This window comes from Sorangiineae bacterium MSr11367 (genome assembly GCA_037157805.1).
Classification (GTDB): domain Bacteria; phylum Myxococcota_A; class Polyangia; order Polyangiales; family Polyangiaceae; genus Pendulispora; species Pendulispora rubella.
In genome coordinates, this window is sequence record CP089983.1 from 10,866,216 (window position 1) to 10,888,130 (window position 21,915).

A 21,915-nucleotide genomic window follows, 5' to 3' on the forward strand; every position below is an offset into this window, starting at 1 on the left:
GTGAAAGGCTGCACCTTATCTCGAGTCGCGAGCACGTGCCGCGGCTTTCAATTGAGTCCACGTCAGATACGTTTTCTCCTGAAAGATTCATAGATACTGTTTGCGATTGACGCACACGGGTTTGTGATGCAAGTGAAAGTCGTTTTCACCACATCTTCGAGGATGTTCTTATGCATCGCACCTTTTTTCTCGCGTCTTTTGCGATCCCCATGCTCACGTTCTTCGCATGCGGGGAGGGGGATGGGAACGCCGTCTTCCCTGGACCCCCTGGACACGATGCTTCGTTTCCGCGTGATGGCGCGGCCATTTCCGATACGGGTGTCCAGGACGCTCGCATCACCGACGCGGGATATGACGCGGCGGACGCCGCCGACGATGCGGGATGGAGCCCGCCGGTGGCGTGCGGTGCTGCATTGCCGGGACCGCCGCTGGCCCCCAACCTGACCGAGGCCCAACCCGGATACGGCGAGGAGCTCGCGCAAACGGACACCTCCGGGGTGCCCGACCCCTTCGACTACAGCGGGCAGTCCAGAATGATGCGCGCCATCGTTCACTACATGCTCGAAGAGTCGGCCGATCGCCCCGCGACGGCCACCCGCGTGCAGGCAACGGAACACGAGAACATGGGCCATGCCTTTCTCGCCTCCGCAGCGCGCGGCCGCGACGGAGGGCTCGACGTTCCATTCTTGCGCCGCGGTTTGCATTACCACTACCCGTGCAGCCGCCCGCTGCCGGCAACGCTCGACGAGCTACGCGCGCGCTACGGTGACTACCGCACGTGGTCCGACGAGACCATCGCCTGCTCGAAGCCGAAAAACGGCCCGCGCCGCATCTTCGCCAACGGCGAAAAGGGCATCTTCGTCGCCGAGACCCTCGTCGACGGCGGCGTGCGCGAGACCGAAGTCATCTTCACCCGCCTCCGCAACGACGGCCAACTCGACTTCGCCGCCTACACCGCCGAGGGCCAACTGACGGATCGCAGCACCTTCGCCACCAACGGCGGCGGCACCATCACCGCCGCCGCGCCGTACATCTGCATGTCCTGCCACTTGAACACCACCAACGGCGGCTTCACCACCTTGCGCCCCACCGGCACCGGCGCCGGCTGCAAGGACGCGGGACCCTAGGACACCGATCTCACGGAGCTCGTTGACGTTGACGTTGACGTTGACGGCGACGGCGACGTTGACGACCAAACCTTGACGTCGTCGTTGACGTACCTGGCGACACAGGGACTCGTCAACGAACACGACTACGTCTTGTCGTCTACGTCGCCGTCGCCGTCAACGAACACGTCAACGTCAACGATTACGTCAACGTGGTTCGCTGAGTTGAGGGAATTTACGGGATGACGAAGTCGCGCACGACCGCCATGTGCTGCATGTTCGTCGCCGCGCTATCGCTCGAGCGGACCGGGGAGACGCTGGAGAGCGGCGTGAACACGCGCGAGTCGAACACGAGCCCGTTGCTGAACGAGGCACTGCCGATGGTCACGGGGGTGGCGAGGTTGTTCAATTTGCCGTTCGCCAGCACCCAGTCGTACGGCTTGCCGCGGCTCGCGTTGGTGTTGCCGTTGCCAGAGGCGTCGACAGGGTAAGGGCCCGAGGTCACGAAGACCGAGGAGAACTTCCCGATGGCCGCCTCCATGCGGCTGCCGGTGTTGAAGTCTCCGCCAATGGCCACGTAATCCGTCGAGGGCACGTTGTTCTTGATGAACGACACCAAGGCCGTCGCTTCCGTCTCGCGGGTCGCGGCGCTCGACGTCAGCAGGTGCACGCTGATGGCCCAGAGATCGGCGGTACCGGGGATGTCGATGCGCGCCCACGCGAACTCGCGATTGCTCACCTGCGGATCGTCCCACGCGCCCGAGGCTTTGATCGGGTATCGGCTCACGATGCCATTGGGAATCTGCTTGCTGCCGCCCTCGCGGAAATACGAGAACGAGGTGCCGAACGCGGTATTCACGAAGCTGCGGATGTCCGCCGTCGAATTGGAGCCGTAGTTGAACTCCTGAAGCATCGCGATGTCGGGATCCAACCCTTGGAAAATGCGCGTCCCCTCGCCCGGCGTGTACGACTGAGCGTTTCCGCTGGTGATGTTCGCGCCCATGATTCGGATGCGCGTGCCGGCGAGGTTCGAGGCGACCGCGGACTCTTGCCCACTATCACATACACCGTCGCTGCATGCGCCGCCGTCCTGGAGGTCACCCGCACATGCCAGCGCGGTGCTTGCGAGAAGCAGCGCAAGTCCAGCCCGCATAATTTTTTCCAATGATTTCGCTCGTTCCGCCCCTGTTCGGTCCGTTAGCATGGGACCGAACCGTGGCGCATTCTACCGGATGCTTCAACGACAACTTTCGCACCTGCCGCCTTTTGTGCGCTCATTCTATGGAAAGCTGCCGAAAGCTGCGCCGTTCAATAGACATCAATCCCCCGACGATTGCCTATTTCGAATTAGCAACCGACCTCAATTGGCACTTCGACACGCCAAACGCGTCGGTGCGCAACCTCGAGCGATTTTCGCACATCGTATTCGCCGGACGATCGCGCGAAAATGCCACATCGTTCGCATTTTCGTACGGACTCGTCCATTGCCGTTGGAACCGACCCTCTTAGGTTTTCATTCGTGCGGGGGACGCACGCATACGCAATGGGTGCAACACGACTTTGGTTGTCATTGGCGGGCTGCCTGGCCGGCCTTTCGGCTTGCTCATCCGACGTCGAGTCGGATGCGGTAACCGGCACCGCCAGTGCTCCGATCATCAACGGGGTGAACGATACCACGCACGGTGCGGTCGTGACCGTTTACGACGAGCAGGGCAAGAGCGCGATGCTCTGCAGCGGAACGGTGATCCACGTCGATGCGGAAAGCCACATCGGTTCCGTCCTCACCGCCGGCCACTGCACGGTGCTTCCGCCGAAGTACGTTTACGTCGGGGATGATTTCCATGCACGCGCAACCTTGCGCTACGAGGTCATCGATGCGCGCAAGCATCCGCTCTACGACGGCACGGTAACGTCGTCGTACGACTTCGCGATCGTTCGGTTCGCAGGCGCCGAAGCCAGCACGCCGACGATGCCCATTTTGCCGCCGGCGCAAGACAAGCTCGCCGAGAAGGCCGTGGTCACCTGCGTGGGTTTCGGCCGCACGAGTGCGCCGTCCGAATCGAGTGACAACACCGCCCGACAGAGCATCGACCGCAGCCTGAGCGCGGTGAGCCCGACCAAATTGTCGTATTCGATTTCCAACGGCGGCATCTGCAACGGCGACAGCGGCGGACCGGCGCTCGTCGCCGTCGGTACCACCGAATACGTGGCGGGCGTGCATTCGTACGTGACCGGCAATTGCGACGGCGTCGGTGTGAGCGGGCGCATTTCGGCCGCCTTCGATTGGGTGCAGTCCATCGTGACGGAGCCCGCCCCTGCCGCATCGTGCGACCTTTGCATCAAGCGCGTGGCCTCGGGCACGGGAGCCTGCCGCAAGATGGAGCAGGCGTGCCTCGCCGATGCGCAATGCGGGAACTACGCGCGTTGCCTGTCGGCGTGCTCGAACGACAGCTGCCGCACGGCGTGCGAGAACAAGTACCCGCTCGGCATCGGGCCGTACAACACCAGCAAGCAGTGCGCCTGCAACACCGAAGATTGCGCGGATGTCTGCGCCGGCTCGCCCTCGTGCGCCGCCACCCCGTCGTGCGGATACGTGGGCGTCTCCTCGGTGGGCGGGGCATGTGCAACCTGCACCGATTCCACCTGCTGCAACGAGCTCGCGGCGTGCGCGGCCGACGGCACCTGCTACGACTGCCTCCAGAAAGACGACCGCCCGGCGGCCTGCGCGACCAATGGACAGCGCGTGGCCTTGGCGCACTGTCGCGAGCGCTCGTGTGCGCCCAGTTGCGACATGGAAAATGCGGCGTGGGCGGCCACCGAAAGCGGCGAAATGAACCCGCTCAGCACCTTCGGCCCCGTATCCGGCGGCGGGTGCGCAATGTCGCCCACACCGGGAAGCCCGGCGGGGCCCGCCACCATGGCAACGACTTTGGGCGTCGTACTCGGAATGATCCTTCGTCGGCGACGCCGGAGCGTGCGATGATTCGCTCGCGAAAATGGCACCTCGACAGTGGACGCTCGCCCTTGCTCGGTTTCTGACGCCGGCCGTTCTTGCATGCGCATGTGGTCCCGGCGCCAAGAGCCCGCCACCCACGGGCTCGGAAACGCGCACCACGCAGTCGAACGGGCCCTCGCACCGGGTGGTCGTCAGCTTCGTCGTCGATCAGTTCGCCGCCTGGATTGCCGCCGAGCGCCTCCCGCTGTTGCCTGAAAACGGAGGCTTCGCGCGACTCCGGCGTGAAGGGACGTGGGTGCAGCGACTGCGCTATGCGCACGCGGTGACGGACACGGCGCCCGGCCACGCCGCGCTCTACACCGGCGCCATGCCGCGCGATTCGGGCATCTTCGGCAATGAGGTGCCCGACGCCGACGGCAAGCGGGTGACCATCCTGCTCGACCCCAATGTGAACGCGATTGGGAGCGAGGGGCCGGGCAAATCGCCTTCGTCGTCGATTGCGCGTTTGCGTGTCGAGACGGTAGCCGACGCCTTCCGCGCGGCCAACCCCAACGCCCTCATCGTGAGCATCTCGCTCAAAGACCGCGGTGCCATCTTCGCCGGCGGACGCCGCCCCACGGCCACGCTCTGGTACGACTCCGGCACGGATCGCATGGTGACGTCGACGGCGTTCGCCCAGAGCTTTCCCGCCTGGGCCGCCAAAGGAAGCTCGACCGAGGCCATGAAGGCCATCCGCGCCCCGCGCTGGGACCTGCTCGACGCCGAATTCACGCGGACCCATGCCGCAGGCCCCGACGCGCAGCCCGGCGAGGGCGATGCGCCCGGCTTTGGCACCACTTTTCCGCACGAGCCATCGCAAGCCAAAGCGCCCGCGGCCGGTATTCGCCTTTCGCCCAATACCGATCAGGCCCTGCTCGATTTGGGGCTCGCCGCGCTCGACGCGGAGAATGCCAAATCGCGCGATACGCTATTGGCTATTTCGCTTTCGACGCCGGATTACATCGGCCACGTGTTCGGCCCCGATTCGTGGGAAGCGTGGGACGAGCTGCAAAGGATCGATCGTGCGCTCGCCGGGTTCTTCTCGGAGCTCGACCAACGATTCGGCGCCGACGGCTACGCCGTGATGCTCGCCGCCGATCACGGAGGCATCTCGCTTCCCGAGTTGCCGACGGAGGCGCGCTCGTGGTGCAAGCCGGGCGCCCCGCCCGATCGCTTCGAGCGCCCTTGCAAAGCTGGCGAAAGGCTCTTGCCGGACGACATCACGCGCGAGCTCCTGACAGCCACGCAGCAGGCACTCGGTGAGGGCGGCTGGATCCAAGGCGTGGCCGATCCCTACGTGTTCCTCACGGCGAAAGGTCGCCAGCTGCTCGCCGCGCCCACGCCATCGACGTCCCCAGGGGCCCCGGCATCCGCCGCAGATTCCGTCGCCAAGGTGCGCGCGCGCGCCGATAAGCTGCGCGATACCATTCGCAAGACACTGCTCCGTCACCCGGGCGTGCTCTCCGTGCGCGAGAGCTCCGAGTTGCGCCGCAACGGCGGGAGCGATGCCATCGACGAGCTCGTGGTGAACTCCATCCCGCCCGAATCTGGCGAGTTTTACGTCGTCCCGCGCGCGGGGAGCTTCTTCGATCCCTCGCAGGTCGTGGGGTACGGTTCCAGCCACGGTACGCCATACCTCTACGATCGCATGGTGCCCATGTTGGTGCGCGCCCCCAAACGCGTCCCGGCCGGCGTCGTGAAGGAGGAGCCCGTTCTCTTCGGGGCCTATGCTCGTACCCTCGCCGATCTGCTCGGCGCACCGCCTCCGTCCGCTGCCACCAAGGCACCTTCCCTCGTCAAAGGACCATGACGCCGCACGAGACTCCTCGGGACATTCCCCACTTCGAGGGGATGATTGTCGGCGGCAAATACGTCGTATTGCATTTCATCGGCGCCGGCGGCATGGGCACGGTCTGGGCGGGCACGCATCGCACGTTGGGCACCCGTGTGGCCATCAAGTTCATTCGCGAGGAGCACGTCACCAATCCGGATTCGCGCCGGCGCTTCGAAATCGAAGCCCGCGCGGCCGCGCGCCTCCAGAGCCAGCACGCGGTGCACGTCTACGACTACGGCGTCACCGCCGAGGGGTTCCCTTACATCGTGATGGAGTACCTTCAAGGCGAATCGCTCTCGGAGCTGATCATCCGCGAAGGCCCCGTCTCGGCGCGCGAGGCGGCGAACATCATTCGGCAGGCGGCGGTCGCGCTGGATCGCGCGCACGCCGCGGGCATCGTTCACCGCGATTTGAAGCCAGACAACATTTTCCTCACGACCACGGCGGAGGCCGTCGGCAACGAATATCCCTACATCGTCAAATTGGTCGACTTCGGAATTGCCAAGATCTTCGAAGAGCCGATTCGCACGGACCGCGCACCGGTGCCCATGGGCGGACCGACGCAGGAGGGCGCGGTCATCGGCACACCGAATTTCATGAGCCCGGAGCAACTCACCTCGGGTGGCGTGCCCGGTGTGCTCACCGATCTGTGGTCCCTCGGTGCGAGCACCTTCGCCGCCCTGACCGCGCGCATTCCCTTCGAGGGCGAAGTGCTCGGCGACATCGTGCTCAAGGTTTGCGCGGAGCCGATGCCCGTGCCATCGGAGGTCAATCCCGAGGTGCCGCCCGGCTTCGATGCGTGGTTTGCCAAGGCGTGCGCACGCGAGCCGCACCGGCGTTTTCAAAGTGCCGCGGAGATGTCGCGGGCGCTCGATCAGGTGTGCGGCATGAGCGCGCCGGCGCCCGTCGTCGTACGCGACGATCAGGTGCAGTACGCCTTGAAGCCCGCGAGCCCGGAGGCCCTCGCCGCATTGGCGGAGCTCGACGAGCCGCGATCCATGTCGCCGCGCACCGCGCTTTTGGCCGGGCTGGTGCTCGGCGTGGCCGTGATGATCGGCGTGGCCGGCTTCATCGCGTACCGCGACAAGGTTGCAAGTGAGACGCAGGAGCAGCTGCTTCGCAATCCCCCCGCCGCGGCGGTCCCGCAACCGGGCCCCCGGGCGGCGGACGCCGGACGGCGCTGAATGGTCCACCTGAACGCGTCAAATTGGCCCTGGTGAGGGCGCCGGCCATACCGCACACAGGGACCATGTCCCATCGCTTCTCCTTTCTCCTGGAAATTCCCGCCGCACCGCCCGAGGAGGCGCATCGGCATTTCGCGGGCAAACTCGCCTTCGAGACGGATCCGGCCGACGTCCATCTGGACCTCGAACGCAAAACGGCGGACTTCGCATTGGTCGACGTGCGCAGCGCCGAAGCCTACGCCGACATGCACATTCCCGGCGCCCTCCACATGGCCGCGCGCGCCATTCACGAGGCGTCCGTCGCGCCGCTGCGCGGCAAGCTCGTCGTCGTCTATTGCTGGAGCATCTCCTGCAATGGCTCCACGCGGGCGGCCGCGAAGTTGAGTGCGCTCGGCCTCTCCGTCAAAGAGATGATCGGCGGCCTCGATGCCTGGGTCCGTGAGGGCTACCCCGTCGAAGGTCGATTGCCCAAGGATGTATCCTTCGACGAGTATTCGCGCCGGCACCACGCATGAAACCCCGCATTGCATTCGCCACCTTCGAAGAGATGCCCGTGCTCGACCCGGACGACGTCGTCGCCGCCGACGCCCTGCGGACGCATGGAGCGTCGGTTGCGGCCGCGGTCTGGAGCGATCCGCACGTGCGGTGGCGCGATTTCGACGTCGTGGCGCTGCGCTCGACGTGGGACTACCACCATCGCTCCGCACAGTTCGCCGATTGGCTGAAACGGCTCGCCGCCGACCGCATTCACGTGTGCAATCCCGTGGAGTCCGTGTTGTGGAACATGGATAAGCGCTACCTCGTGGAGCTTTCGGCGAGGGGCGTTCCCATCCTGCCTACGCGCTGGATCGAGCAGGGGCAGAACGCATCCCTCGAGGACGTGCTGCGCCAGCAAGGATGGGAGAACGCGGTGGTGAAGCCCGCCGTATCCGTCAATTCGTTCGGGACGTTCCGCACGTCGCTTGGCGAGGCTCCGAAGCGTCAGCTGGAATTCGGCCGCCTGCTCGAACAATCGGGCGTGCTGGTGCAGCCCTTCGTTCGGGAGATCGTCGACGATGGCGAGTGGTCCTTGCTCTTCTTCGACGGGGAATTCTCCCACGCGCTGGTCAAGCGCCCGGCGCGGGACGACTTTCGCACGCAGTCCAACTTTGGCGGCACGCATACGCGGACGCAACCGGCGGAGAGCCTGGTGCGGCAAGCCCACCGCGTGCTCGAAGCCGTTCACGTGCGGCATGCCTATGCGCGCGTGGACGGCGTGGTGGTGGACGGCCAGTTCCGATTGATGGAGCTCGAGCTCATCGAGCCCAGCTTGTTCCTGGACGGCGACCAGGCCGCCGCGCAGCGGTTCGCCGGAGCCCTGCTTCGCTCGATTCCCGGGCACTCCCCTTGACCCGGCGCTCGACCGCCCCCCTCGTCTCGATTCACGTCGCCCGGGCGGGGGCCGGCTCGATCGCCCAAGCGCTGCGGGATGCCATCGCGCGCGGGAGCCTCGCGCCGGGCGCCCGCCTTCCCGCCACACGGACCCTCGCGGCCGATCTCGGGGTCTCCCGCACCACCGTGGAAGCCGCCTTCGCGCAGCTCGATTCCGAGGGCCTGCTCGTGCGCCGCGTCGGCATCGGCACCTTCGTCTCCCCCACCGCATCCCGCGACGTCGCGCCCCGTACCGTCAGCCCCCGCAGGGGAGGGGAGGCGCCACCTTCTCTCTCCTCCCGTGGCCGCACCCTCGTCGAGCACGGCCGCGAAAACGCCATGACCCTCACGCGCGCCTTCACCCCCTGCATCCCGAACCTCGATGCCTTTCCCTTCGGCATCTGGAACCGGCTCCTCGCCCGCCGCGCCAAGTCCTCGAGCCCCGCCTTGGCCGGCTCCATCGAGCCCGCCGGCCTGCACGCGCTCCGCGAAGCCGTCGCCGCCTATGCCGGCTCGCACCGCGGCGTGCGTTGCACGTACCGCCACGTGCTCATCGCCTCCAGCACGCAGCAGGTGCTCGACCTCTGCGCACGCGTCCTCCTCGATCCCGGCGACTCGGTCTGGATGGAGGAACCCGGCTACCTCGGCGCACGCAGCGCATTTCGTGCTGCCGGCGCGAACCTCGTGCCCATCCCGGTCGACGCCGACGGCCTGTCCGTCGATGCAGGCATCGCACACGCCCCGCATGCACGACTCGCCTACGTGACCCCCTCGTTCCAATACCCGCTCGGCGTGACCTTGGCCCCCGCACGCCGCACGGCACTTCTCACGTGGGCACGCCGCGCCGGTGCGTGGATCTTCGAGGACGACTACGACAGCGAATTCCGCTTCGCCGGGCGACCGCTGGCCGCCATCCAGGGCACCGATGCGCACGAGCACGTGCTCTATGCCGGCACCTTCAACAAGGTCATGTTCCCGTCCTTGCGCCTCGCGTACCTCATCGCGCCGGTGGACGTCATCGACGCCCTCGTCCTGGCGCGCCTCGCGAGCGATGGACCGCCGGCGGCACTGCTCCAGGCGACGTTGGCCGACTTCATGTCCGAGGGCCACTTCGCAGCGCACATCCGCACCACGCGGACACTCTGCGAGGAACGACGCGACACCTTGCTCGACAGCGTCTCCCGCGAGCTCCGAGGCACCTTGACCGTCGACCGAACCGAGAACGGCATGCACTGCGTCGGCTGGCTCCCACGCGGCGAAAACGACGCCACCGTGAGCCACCGCGTGCACGAGCACGGGCTCGATATGCCACCCCTGTCGCGGTACTTCCTCGAGTCTTCGCGTGCGACGCGCCCCGCCCTGTTGGTGAGCTACGCCGCAGCCAGCCCCGCCGAAATCCGCGCCGGCATCCGTCTTCTAGCTACGTTGATCTAGAAGATTATGCCGCTTGCACCATCCTCTTCTTCAACTCGACCCTCATCGTGTCGAAGCTGGGAGCATCCATTCCGCGCGCTCGGCGCAGAAGGAAGTAGGCATGATGCACTTCGGCGTCGTCGGGCGAAGAGCTCGTGCCATCGAGCTTGTTGCGGTCGGTTGCGATGGCAACGGCCGCTTCGAGCTCGTCCCCGTGCGCGGCGTCCAAGTACGCGTGCGCTTCGTCGAGGGTCAACGTATCGATGGTGCTGAGGGTGGGGATTTTCATCCATTCACCTGCGTAACCGTGCGAACGAAGTTCGCGCGGGTTGAGGATCCTCTTGGGATCGGTTGGTACAAAAGAGCCGCCTGAGCCTCCTGGTTTCGCAAACAGGATGCCGTCGAACGACCCAATCTTACGGACGATGACGCGGCGCCATCACGATGCGCTTCCTGCCGCGCGGCGCCATCGGGCAACCGCGTATCTTGCTCCCGGCGGAAGGCGCTCTCGGAAGCCTTTCGCTCCCGGCTTGCCTCGTGATTCTCAATCGACGATCGCTCGCCTTTCGTCATCGCCCTCGTGCAGGGCCCAAACTCTGGACCCTACGAGATTTACCTTAACCCTCGCTTTGGCGATGACCAACCCTTCTTTGTGCTTTTGTAGGAGAATGTGAATCGCCTCTGTTTTGTTTCAAGGCTGTGACGAGAGCTCCGGGACCACTTCCAACCAGCGAATCATGGCACTTCCTGCATGTTGCGCGTAATCGATGCGGAGTTGGAAATCGACGGGGCTCCCCGGAATAGCCCCATGAACCGCGGCCGGATCGGCAAAGAGGTGCGTTGGACCGGGGCGAAATTGATGACGGAGCAAGAACGCCAACGCTCGTCGCGTCTGGCGATCGATCGCGCGCCGTTCGGCTTCCGGTAACCCCAAGCGCGTCGCCGCGTCGAGCGTCGCAACGGCCGCCTCACAACGCGATGCAACGGGGGTCAAGCGCGGCGTGATCATCGGATCAATGCCCAAGGATCCATCCGTATCCTGTGGCGAATCGCCCTCCTGGTGCTGGACGCTCCGCCCGAACCGCTGCCAGCGTACGCAGAAGTCGAGCGCGGGGTCGCTGGGACTGTCGACGACTTCCGCCATCGTTTGACACGTCCAGTGTTCCTCGCCGAAGTAATAGCGATTGCCAAAGAAGTGCCACGCCGGCCCCACGATGTACGCGAGCGCCCGCCGTGCCGCATCGCGATCTTCGGTGGCCTTGCTCAGCACGTACGCACGCGCCAACGCGAGCGAGGCCTCCCCCGTGAAGTAGACGAACTGCACGTCGATGGGATGGCGCGCATGGCGATCGTACTGGTGCATGAACTCCCCGTCCGCGCGCTGCTGGCTTCGGAGGAAGCGCGCCAGATCGGCAATGAGAGGGCGGTACGATTCGTCGATGCCAGTGCGCACGATTTCGACGAAGGCGATGACCGCGAGGGAGCTCGAGCCGACTTCGACGATGTCCTCCTGGCCGATGCACTTGTAGTCGCCACAGGCGACCAATCCTTTGTCGCGCAGTCGTGCCGCCGCGCGCAATGTGGCATACCGCAAATCGGCATTTCCCGAGAGCGCGGCGGCCTGCGCGAGAAAATACGTCGCCCCCGCGTGCCGCGGCCAATCGTAGCCCGCCAAGGAGCGATTGGCCGTGGCGTCGACCATGTACCGAAAGCGGCCATCATCGTCGACGCTGCGCGCCAGGTAGTGCGCTATGTCGAGTGTGGCCTCGCGCACCATGGCGTGGGTCATGTTGTCCGCGGTGATGCGCACCGGGGGCGGTGCGGAAGGAACCGTGCGCTCCACGCGGATGCGCCGGATCACCGCCGAACCCCAGATGTCCCGCGCACTCGCGTGGAGGCGCTCCGAGAGCATCGCATGGATGAGCGGCACGTCCGCGCCCGCCGCCAGGCCGATGGCCTCGTGGTTGATGCCATGATCGTAGACCTGGCGCGCGAGAAGGTCGTCCGGCGTCACGTACGCCGTCTTCCCATTCATCCGGGCCATCACCCCATCGCGCCCCGGAACGAGGGATATCGCAAAGAGCCAATCCGGCTTCGTCGCCATGCGCGATTCACCGGTGACCGTTTCGTACACGAGCTGGGGCGAGGGCGCCTCCGCCATGGCCTTATCCACCTCGGCCGTGCGCGCGCCCACGGAGGCCACCTCCGCACGCGCCACGAGCTTGCCCGCGCTCCACACGGTGGCGAGCACCACGGGCCGCTCCGGCGAGCCCAGCGCGTACGAGCGCGCCACCGCGATGCAGAGCACGAGCAGCACGCCCGCGTACACCGCGAGCCCGCGCACCAGGCGCGCCTTGGCGGCCGTCATGGGCGTGCGGCCGTGCCAGCCCGCGAGAACCAGAGGAACTGCGCCACTGGCAGCGCAACCAGGTAGGGAATGGCGAGCGCGATGATGAGCACGTAAATCAAGGCGCCGCCCTGCCCCACCGGGCCGTAAATGCCGTACAGGTAGCTCGCACCGAGCGCCAGCAGCGCGATCAGGAGAAGGCCGAACGCCAGCGCCACGATGGCCGTGGCGCGCGCGACCTTTTCGGCCCAGGCCGTGCTGGCGAAAAGCCCGACGGCCGTCAACGCGAACAGCGCGATGAGCAGGCCCGCCGGAAGATCGACGTAGAGCCATCGATCGGGCAACCCGACGAAGACGCCTAGGCCGAGAAGGCCCGCACTTGTGAGATCGAGCGCCGCGAAGAGTCGAGGGATGCGCGTGCTCACGATGGGCGTCCTTTCAAAATTGTCCATAGACGAAGGGCTCGGCTTTGCTTCCCGCAGCGATGTGCAATCCGTAGGCGGCCACGGCCAGCATGATCCCTTGGACCCAGGCCGGTGTCAGGACGAATCGGTCGCGCAAGGTGTCCGAAATGCGCCGCGGCACGTAATGCAGCACCATGGCCACCACCAGCACCACGATGACCTTCGGCGCCAGGTTGTCCGTGCCAAAGGCGCCTTGGGCGATGCGCGCGAGCATCAACTTGGCGTGGGCGAAGCTGGGCGCGCGGAAGAAGATCCATGCAAAGCACACATATTGGAAGGTGAGAAACACCGCGAGCGGCCGCGGGAAAAACACCGAAGGCCGTCCCTCCCGTGCCCGTTGCCACATGCGCGTCGCGGCGAGCGCGATGCCGTGCAATCCGCCCCAGATGACGAAGTTCCACGATGCGCCGTGCCATAGGCCGCCGAGAAGCATCGTGATCATCAAATTGCGGTACGTCCGAATGGGCCCATCTTTGGAGCCGCCGAGCGGAATGTAAAGGTAGTCGCGGAGCCAGGTGCTCAGGGAGATGTGCCAGCGATGCCAGAAGTCCTGCAGGCTTTTGGCCGCGTACGGTGCATTGAAATTCTCCGGGAGCTCGTAGCCGAAGAGGGCCGCGCTGCCGATGGCCACATCGCTGTAGCCGGAGAAATCGGCATAGATTTGCACCGCATAGGCATAAATGGCGACGAGCACCTCGATGGACGAGTAGCGCTCGGGGTTGTCGAACACGCGCCCCACGAGGTTGACCGCGAGCACGTCGCCAATGGCCACCTTCTTGGTGAGGCCCATGGCAATGCGGTACAGGCCGCGCGCCTGCTGGGCGGCGTCCACCACCGGGACGCGTTCGAGCTGCGGGAGCATTTGATGCGGCCGCACGATGGGCCCAGCGACCAAGTGCGGAAAGAAGCAAACGAAGAGCAGGTAATCGAGGTACTTCTTCGCGGGCTCGATTTCCCGGCGGTACACGTCGATGGTGTAGCTCATCGTCTCGAACGTGAAGAACGAGATGCCGAAGGGGAGAACCAGGCGCAAATGCACCGGCTGGAGATGGACTCCCATGGCCCCGAATAGCGCGACGAACGAGTCGACGGCGAAGTTGAAATATTTGAAGAGGGCGAGAACGCCGATGTAATAAAAGATGGAGACGAGCAGCAGCGCCTTGCGCGCGCGCGGGTTCTCCGTCCTGCCGAGCGCGCGGCCGATGGCATAGTCGAGCGTGCTGCCGACGAAGATGATGCCCAGACAGAGGACGCTCCAGGCGATGGGCCCGAGCGGCGTCTCCTGCTCCAACGCCGTGTCGTAGGTGCCAAAGAAGTAGAACGCGTAGCTGGCGAGGACGAGAAAAAGAGACCGCCACAGTCTTCGCGCACGCAGCGCCCAAAAGACGAGAAAGGTCCCAACGAGAAAGAATCCGTACAGCGCACTGTTGAAGAGCATCGAAAAAACCCGAAAAACGCGCCGGACGGTAGCAAGATGGCTCGCTTTTCGCTATCTCGCGGGGGTGTCGCACGAAAAAGCGCCCTCTTCGCCTTTTCCGGGAAAAACCGCGCTCTCACTCGGAGTGATGGCGCTTCTGCTCGCCATCCCCTACCTGTCGCCCAAGCTGCGCACCCTGCGGGTTGCCGCGGTGCCGTGGGATCCGCCCGCGGAATCGGACACCGTGGTCGCTGCGGAGACGAGCGCCCCCGTGGCCAGCACCACGGTGGGCGAGACCGCGCTGCGGGCCACCGAGAACCAGGGAACGGTCACCAACGCGCTTCCCGCCGAGAAGGCCAAGGAGCCGCCGCCGGATCCTGCCGCGCTCGCGAAGCTTGCCGGCTCCATCGCGGTGGAAGACCCCACGGGCCACGCGCTGGACGCGTTCTACGGGCAGCTCGCCCGCACGGAGCAGGAAAAGGGCAAGGCGGACGGCGCCATCACGCGCATCTTGCATTACGGCGACTCGGTCATCACCAGCGATCTCATCTCGGGCACCTTGCGCCGGCGCTTTCAGGATCGATTCGGCGACTCGGGCCACGGCTTCGTGCTCACGGCCAACCCCTGGGAGTGGTACTTCCACAACGACGTGGTGCATTCGGCGTCCGAGGGCTGGAGCATCAGCCGCATCACCGGGCCCTTCTCGGGTGACCACATTTATGGCCTCGGCGGCGTATCGTTCCGCGCGAACGGCGGTGCGAGCGCAACGTTCGGGACGCCCGCCAAAGGTGATTACGGACGCAAGGTATCGCGTTTCGACGTGTATTACCTGGAGCAGCCGTACGGCGGTGATATCGAATTATCGGTCGCGGGCCAGGAGCCCGAAATCGTATCCACGCGCGGTCCGGAAAAAGCGTCGCGCGTGCACACGAAGCAGGTGCCCGACGGCGCCGCCACGCTCACCTTGCGCAGCCGCGGAAATGGCGACACCCGCGTCTTCGGCGTCGCCCTCGAGCGCGACGAGGCCGGGGTGGTCTACGACGCCTTGGGCGCGAACGGCGCGCGCGCCCGCCTTTGGGATCAAATGGACGGCGGCCATTGGGCCGATCAAATGGCTTTGCGCAAGCCGGCCCTGGTCGTCCTGCAATATGGCACCAACGAGAGCGAAGACGGCGGCATTCAAGTCGAAGCGTACGTGCAAAAGCTCGGCGCGCTCATCGAAAAGGTGAAAGCGGGCGCCCCCGGCGCCTCCATCATGGTCGCCTCCCCGTTGGACCGCGCCGAGAAGACCGAGGGCGGCGGCTTCCGCACGAAAAAGATCATCGTGCAGCTCGTGGAGCTTCAGCGGAAAACGGCGCTGGAGCACCAAGTGGCGTTTTTCAACATGTACGAGGCCATGGGAGGCTCCGGGTCGATGGCCCGCTGGGTCCACGCCAACCCGCAACTCGGCAGCTGGGATCTGACGCATCCCACGCCCGCCGGCGGCGAAATGGCGGGCAACCTCATGTTCAAAGCCTTGATGGCCAGTTACACCGCCTACGGCGCCCGCGAGAAGAATCGAAACTAGCGCGGGAACCTTAGGCCGTCCGCGTTCCAAGCTTCGCTACACTGCAGGAATGGGTGGCAACGAACCGAAGGAACACCTCGCCGATCTCCAGCTAGCGTCGGCATGCGCCCGCGGTGAAGTCGAGGCCATCACCGCATTCGAAGCGCAGTATTTCCGCGAGATCGACGTCGCACTCGTACGCATCGCCCGCTCGACGGCCGATCGGAACGAGATCGCTCAGAGGGTCCGCGAGCGGTTCTTCGTCGCCCCTCCCGGCGGCCCGCCACGCATCGCCGAATACACCGGCCGCGGTCCGCTTCGAAACTGGGCGCGCGCGGGCATCGTGCGCGTGGTGCTCCAATACGTGACCCGGCGCCCGCGCGACGTCCCCACGGAGGATGCCGTGTTCTTGGCGGGACTCACCTCGAACGAACCGAGCCCCGAAGTAGCCTACCTCAGGGCCCGATACGGCGCGGAGTTCAAGGCGTCGTTCGAGAGGGCCGCGAACGCGCTGACACCGCGCGAGCGCAACCTCCTCCGACACGGCATCCTCGATGGATTGACGTCCGACGAACTCGGCGCTCTTTTCGGCGTCCATCGTGCCACGGCGGCACGCTGGCTGGCGAGCGCCCGCGAGCGCTTGATCGACGAGCTCCGAAAAGATCTCTCCGCGCGGCTGAACGTTCCGCGCGCGGAGGTCGACAGCTTGCTTCGGATCATGCAGAGCAATCTCGAAATCACCCTGCAGCGCTATCTGGGGAATTCCGACGCCGAAGAGGAATCGGCTTAACGCGCGAATCCGTTCCCCTTGCACACGGCGGAACCGCCTTGGCCCGAGAACGTGCACTCCCATTGGAACGATTTGGGACTTGCGTCAGGCGAGAATTGGGCTTGGCACGTGCCGCTCACCCCACTGGGTCCCGCCGCCGAAAACGTCGCGCGATCGCTGGAATCGAGGGTCGCGCCATCGAATCCTGGATTGGGGTTGCACGTGAACGCCAAGGAGCAATCGGTTTGCGTGACGGTGCACTCGACGGAGGACGGGAATTCTCGGCACGCCGAGCTCGATCCGGCCGCATCGAGGACCACCGAGTACACCCCGTGCACGTCCTTGCACTTCGCGCTCGGTCCGGGGTTGTTCTGCGGGCACGGGACTTCCTGGGCGGGGGTGGGGGTTCGGCAGGTCCCAACGGTTCGTCCCGCGAGATGGCTCGGATTCGAGAGATCGCAGTAGCTTCCTTTTGCGCAATTGGCCATGTCGACGCACCCGTCGAGGCATGAACCGTCCAGGCACCAGTCCCCCGGCTGGCATGTGGTCGCCAAACAGGCCGACGAGCCGTCTTGGTCGTTGACGGCAACGTTGTAACACTTGGCGCTGACGTTCCCCTGAGGTGGATTACGTCCACCACCGTCAGCGTCATTCGTGGAACTGCACGCTGCTAGTGCAATGAAGGAAAGCAGCACGATACCAATAGCTCGCATGAATTACTCCTGCGCCTGGGATGAGGCGCGGGAGTAATGACACGGCCTCCTCGACTCCGTCGCAGATATTCCTTCTAGGGCGTGCGCTTTTTCGAAAGAAAGGCGTCCACGGCCTGTTGGCGGGCCATCGCCCCAGAACCACCGGCCGAAAAACCTTCCCGGGCACGCGTGGCCCACGACCGGGCTTCGTCCGCCGGAAGGCCTGGCAGCTGCGCGTAAGCAAATGACGCCTCGGCGGACTTCGCGGCGGGCGCGGGGTGGGCGTCGTAGTACGAAATCGCTTTTTTCAATCGCGGCGCCGCCGCCTTGTCGCCAATAGCAAGCTCCGCGCGCGCCAGAAGGACCGTGGCATCGACCGTCTCGAAGTGGTCGGGCCCAATCGAAGCTTCCCAAATGGCCAGAGCGGGGATCATGGCACTTCGCGCCTCGGCGAAGAGCCCGTGCCGCAAGGCCAGCTCCGGTCCTAACGCTTCGAGACGAGCGTCGAGTCGCCGCGGTACGTGTCGTACGCGCGCAGGAGATCGCTGGCCATCGCTTGGCCCAATTGCGTGTAGCCCTCGCGTGTAAGATGCACGTAGTCACGGCGGGCGCGGGGCTGTGGCTCGTCGACCCATGCCGCAATGGCACCGGGACCACCCATCGCTTCGAGTTGGCTGTAGAACGCGCAGCCCGCGGCTTTCGCCACGTTGCGCTGGGACTCGATGATCTCGAGGAGGCGCGGCACCGTTACCCAGCCTTGCGGCGTCTCCAAACCGCGGTCCGGGGGGCCCAGGAGAAGGCACGAGGCGGTGGGCACGGCGCGGGAAATGCGCCCGAGCACATCGAGAAGCTGCCGCTCGTACACCGGCATCGGGATGTCATCGCCCGCTTCGTTCGTGCCGTAGGCGAGCACCACCAGATCGGGCGGCTGGTGGCGCAGCTGCTCGGCCATGTGAGGCTCCTGCCACTGCAGCACGGTGGTGGCGCGCGCGCCGTTGATGCCGAGCGCCTCGAAGACCAGCCCCACCTTGGAGCGGCCCAAATCGAGCCCGAAAAGACGAACGGGACCGTCTCCGCGCGGGCGGGCCTCCACATGGTGCGGGCCCTCGCCGACGTCGTACGCGTGAAAGCCCGACTTGGCCGTCTTCCCGCGCGTCGAGACCACGCCCTTCTTCGCGTCATCGATGAAGACCTCGAACGACCCGCCGCCGGGCTGCTCGAGGTACGACACCTCGATGCGCGACGCCGAGGCGCTGAGATCGCTCCAGGCGCGGCCGCGTTTGCGGGTCGTCTCGATGGCGAACCCGGCCATGCCGTAGCGCCCATCGCCCACGAATTGCCCGAAGGAAAATTTCCCGCGCTCGCCTTTGAAGTCGCGCGTCATGCCCCCGCGAACGCCATCTTGGACGTACGTCGGCCAGGGCCGGCCGAACGCCACGAAGCCGCGGCCGCCGTCGCCAAAGCGACCTTGCAGCGCGCGCCGCGCGGCCGACGTCCCGATGTCCGCCGCGGTGTGGGAGTCGCCCAGCTGCATCACCCGCACGTCCTCGCGTGCGCTGCCATCTTCCAGGTGCGACAGCGACTCGAAGAAGTGCCGCAGCGCTTCCGGGTGCTCGACGACGGCCGGACGAATGGGCGCCGGCACCGGGACCTCCACCTGCGCCGACAGCATGGAACCGCGTGTGTTCGCGTCGTTTGGCTCCTGACCGGGGCTGGCCACGTCGGCCGGCGACGAAGCCAAGCGTGGCGCCGGCGCGCGTCCCCGCGACGCCACGACGGCAGACGTCCGATCCGCCGCATACGGACTTTGATTGCCGCATGCGAAGATCAGCAAAGCCACGGCGACCGGAAACGAGGACCAACGACGCACGACGATACCCAGAGAGCCTGGCATGCTCTGGGCCAAAGGGCGAGTTTTTCGGTAGGCTCCGGCTTCGGGATGCCGGTGATCGGTCGCAGGATGGCGTTTGCGGCGCTCTATCTCGCAGGACAGCTCGCGCTGATCCTCACGGCGGGAGACCGATCGGACAACGCGTTCGGCTTTCGGATGTTCCACGAGTCGTCGACCCTGAATGTGCGGCTCGTACGCTACATCGAAGCGCCCTCGGGGCACGGGACGGTCCCCGTCCCGGTCGAGGGAACCACGTGGATGGCCCGCGATGCGGCCGGCGTGCTGCATCGCTTCGACTGGCGGGACCGCGTGCACGAGCCGGCGCTCGCCTATTTCGGCGCGACGATCCACGCTTCGTACGGAGCCAATGCCCAGCTCGCTCGATTCCAGGCGGCGCTCGACGACGTCGCCGCGCACATTCCGTACGACGCCGAAACGCGGCAACTCGGCCTGGAGATCGACGTACGCAAGAACGGGCGCGAACCCAAGCACGTCTCGCTGACCAGCCGTTCGCGCACGGCGGAGGGGCCATGAGCTTTCTCCGGCGCTGGGAGCACGCCATGAACGGGGTGGGCGACGCGCATGTGCTCGGCGTCATCCGCATCGCCCTCGGCGGCCTGCTGCTGGTGCAGACGCTCGCCTCCGCGAGTGCGCTGCTCGAGCAGGGCTACTTCGGCGACGTCTTTCACATGCCGTTCATCCCCGAGGCGTGGGTGCCTTCGCGCTCGATCTACGTGGGCATGCTTGCTGCGCGCGTGCTGCTTGCGGTGCTCGTGATCATCGGCCACTGGGCACCACAGGCCGCACTCGCGAGCGCGCTGCTCGGGATGTACACGCTGCTGTGCGATCGCCTCGGCTACCATCACAACCGCTACGCGCTTTTCTGCTTCGCGTTCCTGCTCGCCTTCACGCCGTGCGATCGCACCTTGTGCATTCCGCGCAGTGCGGAGGCTCGCAGCGGTCCCCGATGGGCGGTGCGCCTTGCGCAGCTCCAGGTGGCGCTCATCTACGTGGCGTCGGCAGGCTCGAAGCTGCTCGATGACGATTGGCGCAACGGCCGCGTCATCCTGGATCGCTTCGCGCGCTACGGCAGCGAAGCGGTCGCGCGAGGAATTCCGCCCCGCGTCGTGGAGGCATTTTCGCAGCCCATCGTCACCAGCGGGCTGGCGAAGCTGGCCATCTCGACGGAGCTGTTTCTCGCCATGGCGCTCTTCAGCCGGCGCCTTCGCGTCGTTGCGCTGTGGTGGGGGCTCATGTTTCACCTCACCATCGAGATCACCAGCAAGGTGGAGCTCTTCACTTGGCTCACGCTGACGACGTACGCCTTTTTCGTCACGCCCGATGCGCGTGCGCGCAAATTCTTTTTCGACCCATCGCGACCGCGCGGCCAGTGGATCGCCCGCATCGTGGCCGGCCTGGATTGGTTCGCCCGGTTCGACATTCGTCCGTGGACGCCGGATCACCTACGAAAAGGGCACACCATCGTGATCATGCGCCGCGACGGCTCGCGTGCGACGGGGTTGCGCGCACTGACGATGGTGGCGCGCTGCACGCCGCTTCTCTTTCCTTTGTGGGCGCCGCTGGCGCTACTTGCGAGCTTCACCCGCGGCGGCGAGACCAGCGCCCGTCTTTAGAGCCTCGCGCCGATCGATCTCGTTGGAGAGGATCGCAATCGCGTCGTCGGCCTGCACGCTGGTGGGGCCGATGCCGATGGGTGTGGCGCCCATTTCGGCCAATCGCGCGCGGGTCGGCTCGTCGAACCCGAGGTGGTCGCCCAAGAAGAAGACCGGGCGCTCCAGATCGAGCGCCGCGACACGAACATCGGTGGCGCCTTCTTCAAGCACGTAATACGTCGAGGGCCCGAGATCCGCGAGCACGACGTCGAGCCCTCCGTCGGCGATGCACGCCCCTCTGCGCAACTGCACGAAGCCCTCGCCACCCGACGGCACCGAGAGCATCTTTTGCGCGAGCACCGCGAGGGTGCGCTCATCCGGCCGCAAGAACCGCACGATGGCGCCCTCGATCCGCAACGTGCGCGGAGCCTCGGGCAACCCGAGCAACACCAGGTAGAGCACCGTGTCGCTGCGCAAGCCATGCGACACGAGAAGCGCGGCCCGCAGGCACCGCAAGAGCACATCGAGGCGCCCACTCGAGCCGGCAATGTCGATCAACGAGAACTCCGCCGACGCCCTCGCCTTCTGCCCAATGACAACGATACGCCGCATTAGCCTACCGGGACGGCGCCCCACGCGTACGCCTCCACGCCGAGCGCATCGAAGTGCTTCACATTGGTGGTGACGACGCCAGCATCCTCCTCGAGCGCCTGCGCCGCGAGAAGAACGTCGCCATCGAGCGCCTCGGGTGGGGCGCCCATGTTTCCGGAGTTGCGCGCTCGTGCCCAAAGGGCGGACGCGCTCCGCCACGCCGTGGTGGAGACGGTGACGTAGTGGAGCTCTCGGGCAAGCTCGTCCAGACGGGCAATGCTGCGCACGGAACCGATTCGCAAAAGCTCGCGCCGGAGCTCGTAGTCGGCCAGCTCCGACACGAGAAGCGTGTGAGCGACGACGGCATGCCGAAACCACGCGCGCACGTCCGCGTGCCGCCGCGGATGGCAAATCTGGCCCAGCACACCGGTATCGAGGAGGAGTCTCACGCTTTGGTGGGCCGCAGCTGAATTCGTCCGACCTCGTCCACGTCCCAATCGGGCTCGTCGCTCACGTCCTCGGCCTCCCATCGATCGAGCATCGAAGCGATGCGCTTCGTACGATCGACGACCGAAACCACGCGCGTCTCCTCGTCGGAGGGCACCTTGGCGGTCTTGGAAGGTCGCGCGGCGGCCATCGGCTC

The 21,915-nt window shown here is 65.8% G+C and carries 21 protein-coding genes and 1 pseudogene; 11 read left to right on the forward strand and 11 right to left on the reverse strand.

Annotated elements, in window-relative coordinates; genetic code table 11:
• The first annotated feature begins 170 nt into the window (after positions 1-170).
• The gene (locus tag LVJ94_42060) at positions 171-1,127 is read left to right on the forward strand and encodes a hypothetical protein (GenBank protein ID WXB03477.1); all 957 of its coding nucleotides are present in this window, start codon (positions 171-173) and stop codon (positions 1,125-1,127) included.
• A 217-nt stretch (positions 1,128-1,344) separates the two neighbouring features.
• Here the strand turns inward: LVJ94_42060 and LVJ94_42065 are convergent.
• A pseudogene (locus LVJ94_42065) lies at positions 1,345-2,220 on the reverse strand (hypothetical protein).
• Positions 2,221-2,649: 429 nt separating this feature from the next.
• Here LVJ94_42065 and LVJ94_42070 point away from each other — a divergent pair.
• From LVJ94_42070 to LVJ94_42095, 6 genes are all read left to right on the forward strand, one after another.
• The gene (locus tag LVJ94_42070) at positions 2,650-4,089 is read left to right on the forward strand and encodes an MYXO-CTERM sorting domain-containing protein (protein ID WXB03478.1); all 1,440 of its coding nucleotides are present in this window, start codon (positions 2,650-2,652) and stop codon (positions 4,087-4,089) included.
• Positions 4,090-4,102: 13 nt separating this feature from the next.
• Positions 4,103-5,911: an alkaline phosphatase family protein gene (locus LVJ94_42075; protein ID WXB03479.1), complete on the forward strand. Its 1,809-nt coding sequence runs from the start codon at positions 4,103-4,105 to the stop codon at positions 5,909-5,911.
• Entirely contained in the window at positions 5,908-7,119 is a 1,212-nt protein-coding gene (locus LVJ94_42080) for a serine/threonine protein kinase (protein ID WXB03480.1), read from the forward strand. Before LVJ94_42075 ends, LVJ94_42080 begins: the two co-directional genes overlap by 4 nt.
• Before the next feature lie 65 nt (positions 7,120-7,184).
• Positions 7,185-7,634 carry a rhodanese-like domain-containing protein gene (locus LVJ94_42085; protein ID WXB03481.1) on the forward strand — a complete coding sequence of 150 codons (450 nt, stop codon included), beginning with the start codon at positions 7,185-7,187 and terminating at the stop codon, positions 7,632-7,634.
• Positions 7,631-8,509, forward strand: coding sequence for a hypothetical protein (locus tag LVJ94_42090; GenBank protein ID WXB03482.1), 879 nt, complete (start codon positions 7,631-7,633; stop codon positions 8,507-8,509). The genes LVJ94_42085 and LVJ94_42090 overlap by 4 nt, the downstream gene beginning before the upstream one ends.
• Complete coding sequence (locus LVJ94_42095) at positions 8,506-9,963, forward strand: PLP-dependent aminotransferase family protein (protein ID WXB03483.1); 1,458 nt, start codon at positions 8,506-8,508, stop codon at positions 9,961-9,963. Before LVJ94_42090 ends, LVJ94_42095 begins: the two co-directional genes overlap by 4 nt.
• 4 nt (positions 9,964-9,967) lie before the next feature.
• Here LVJ94_42095 and LVJ94_42100 read toward each other — a convergent pair whose 3' ends face one another.
• From LVJ94_42100 to LVJ94_42115, 4 genes are all read right to left on the reverse strand, one after another.
• Positions 9,968-10,231 carry a hypothetical protein gene (locus LVJ94_42100; GenBank protein ID WXB03484.1) on the reverse strand — a complete coding sequence of 88 codons (264 nt, stop codon included), beginning with the start codon at positions 10,229-10,231 and terminating at the stop codon, positions 9,968-9,970.
• 402 nt (positions 10,232-10,633) lie between these two features.
• Positions 10,634-12,310: a hypothetical protein gene (locus LVJ94_42105; protein ID WXB03485.1), complete on the reverse strand. Its 1,677-nt coding sequence runs from the start codon at positions 12,308-12,310 to the stop codon at positions 10,634-10,636.
• Positions 12,307-12,714, reverse strand: a complete 408-nt coding sequence (locus LVJ94_42110) for a hypothetical protein (GenBank protein WXB03486.1) — start codon at positions 12,712-12,714, stop codon at positions 12,307-12,309. The genes LVJ94_42105 and LVJ94_42110 overlap by 4 nt, the downstream gene beginning before the upstream one ends.
• 13 nt (positions 12,715-12,727) lie before the next feature.
• Positions 12,728-14,191 (reverse strand): MBOAT family protein, encoded by a 1,464-nt coding sequence (locus LVJ94_42115; protein ID WXB03487.1) that lies wholly within the window; start codon positions 14,189-14,191, stop codon positions 12,728-12,730.
• Between the two features lie 127 nt (positions 14,192-14,318).
• On the opposite strand from LVJ94_42115, the gene LVJ94_42120 reads away from it, so the two are divergent.
• Both LVJ94_42120 and LVJ94_42125 read left to right on the forward strand, forming a co-directional pair.
• Positions 14,319-15,737, forward strand: a complete 1,419-nt coding sequence (locus LVJ94_42120) for a GDSL-type esterase/lipase family protein (GenBank protein WXB03488.1) — start codon at positions 14,319-14,321, stop codon at positions 15,735-15,737.
• Between the two features lie 49 nt (positions 15,738-15,786).
• Positions 15,787-16,506 (forward strand): transcriptional regulator, encoded by a 720-nt coding sequence (locus LVJ94_42125; GenBank protein WXB03489.1) that lies wholly within the window; start codon positions 15,787-15,789, stop codon positions 16,504-16,506.
• On the opposite strand, the gene LVJ94_42130 is transcribed toward LVJ94_42125, so the two are convergent.
• The 3 genes from LVJ94_42130 to LVJ94_42140 form a co-directional block, all read right to left on the reverse strand.
• A complete protein-coding gene (locus LVJ94_42130) occupies positions 16,503-16,973 on the reverse strand; it encodes a hypothetical protein (protein WXB03490.1) in 471 nt (156 codons plus the stop codon). The genes LVJ94_42125 and LVJ94_42130 overlap by 4 nt on opposite strands.
• 299 nt (positions 16,974-17,272) lie before the next feature.
• A complete protein-coding gene (locus LVJ94_42135) occupies positions 17,273-17,611 on the reverse strand; it encodes a hypothetical protein (GenBank protein ID WXB03491.1) in 339 nt (112 codons plus the stop codon).
• A gap of 50 nt (positions 17,612-17,661) precedes the next feature.
• Positions 17,662-19,047, reverse strand: a complete 1,386-nt coding sequence (locus tag LVJ94_42140; GenBank protein ID WXB03492.1) for a GDSL-type esterase/lipase family protein — start codon at positions 19,045-19,047, stop codon at positions 17,662-17,664.
• 75 nt (positions 19,048-19,122) lie between these two features.
• Between LVJ94_42140 and LVJ94_42145 the strand changes: the two genes are divergently transcribed.
• Both LVJ94_42145 and LVJ94_42150 read left to right on the forward strand, forming a co-directional pair.
• Positions 19,123-19,602 (forward strand): hypothetical protein, encoded by a 480-nt coding sequence (locus LVJ94_42145; GenBank protein ID WXB03493.1) that lies wholly within the window; start codon positions 19,123-19,125, stop codon positions 19,600-19,602.
• The gene (locus LVJ94_42150; GenBank protein WXB03494.1) at positions 19,599-20,702 is read left to right on the forward strand and encodes an HTTM domain-containing protein; all 1,104 of its coding nucleotides are present in this window, start codon (positions 19,599-19,601) and stop codon (positions 20,700-20,702) included. The genes LVJ94_42145 and LVJ94_42150 overlap by 4 nt, the downstream gene beginning before the upstream one ends.
• Here the strand turns inward: LVJ94_42150 and LVJ94_42155 are convergent.
• Genes LVJ94_42155 through LVJ94_42165 form a run of 3 tightly spaced genes read right to left on the reverse strand, consistent with a single transcriptional unit; the run spans position 20,655 to position 21,909 of the window.
• Complete coding sequence (locus LVJ94_42155) at positions 20,655-21,293, reverse strand: hypothetical protein (protein ID WXB03495.1); 639 nt, start codon at positions 21,291-21,293, stop codon at positions 20,655-20,657. The two genes, LVJ94_42150 and LVJ94_42155, sit on opposite strands and share 48 nt — an antisense overlap.
• On the reverse strand, positions 21,293-21,721 hold the full coding sequence (locus LVJ94_42160; protein WXB03496.1) for a PIN domain-containing protein: 429 nt from the start codon (positions 21,719-21,721) through the stop codon (positions 21,293-21,295). The genes LVJ94_42155 and LVJ94_42160 overlap by 1 nt, the downstream gene beginning before the upstream one ends.
• Positions 21,718-21,909 (reverse strand): hypothetical protein, encoded by a 192-nt coding sequence (locus tag LVJ94_42165; GenBank protein ID WXB03497.1) that lies wholly within the window; start codon positions 21,907-21,909, stop codon positions 21,718-21,720. The genes LVJ94_42160 and LVJ94_42165 overlap by 4 nt, the downstream gene beginning before the upstream one ends.
• Positions 21,910-21,915: the final 6 nt, after the last annotated feature.